Genomic DNA, 371 nt, shown 5'->3' with positions numbered 1-371 from the left:
GGAATGCCCAATGCGGACAAGACGATACCGGAGTAGAAATCGACGTTTGGATACAGCTTGCGTTCAACAAAGAATGGGTCTTTCAGTGCAATTTGTTCCAATTCCATCGCCAGCTTGAATTTAGGACTGTCTTCCAAGCCCAATTCTTTCAAGACTTCATAGCAGGTTTCGCGCATGATGCTGGCGCGAGGGTCCATATTGCGGTATACGCGGTGACCGAAGCCCATCAGACGGTATTTGCGTTGTTTCACACCTTCCATGTATTCGGCAACATTAGACACATCGCCGATTTCGTCCAGCATCTTCAACACAGCTTCGTTTGCACCGCCGTGTGAAGCACCCCACAGACAGGCGATACCGGCAGCGATACA

At 50.1% G+C, this 371-nt stretch carries 1 protein-coding gene; it reads right to left on the bottom strand.

What is annotated here, in order from left to right; all coding sequences use genetic code 11:
- Positions 1-371, bottom strand: a 371-nt coding sequence (locus tag ACTHSP_RS22720) for a citrate/2-methylcitrate synthase (protein ID WP_440347094.1), incomplete at both ends; no start/stop codon positions are given.

This window comes from Neisseria sp. P0001.S005 (assembly GCF_051963715.1).
This window is presented reverse-complemented; position numbering and strand designations above follow the sequence as displayed.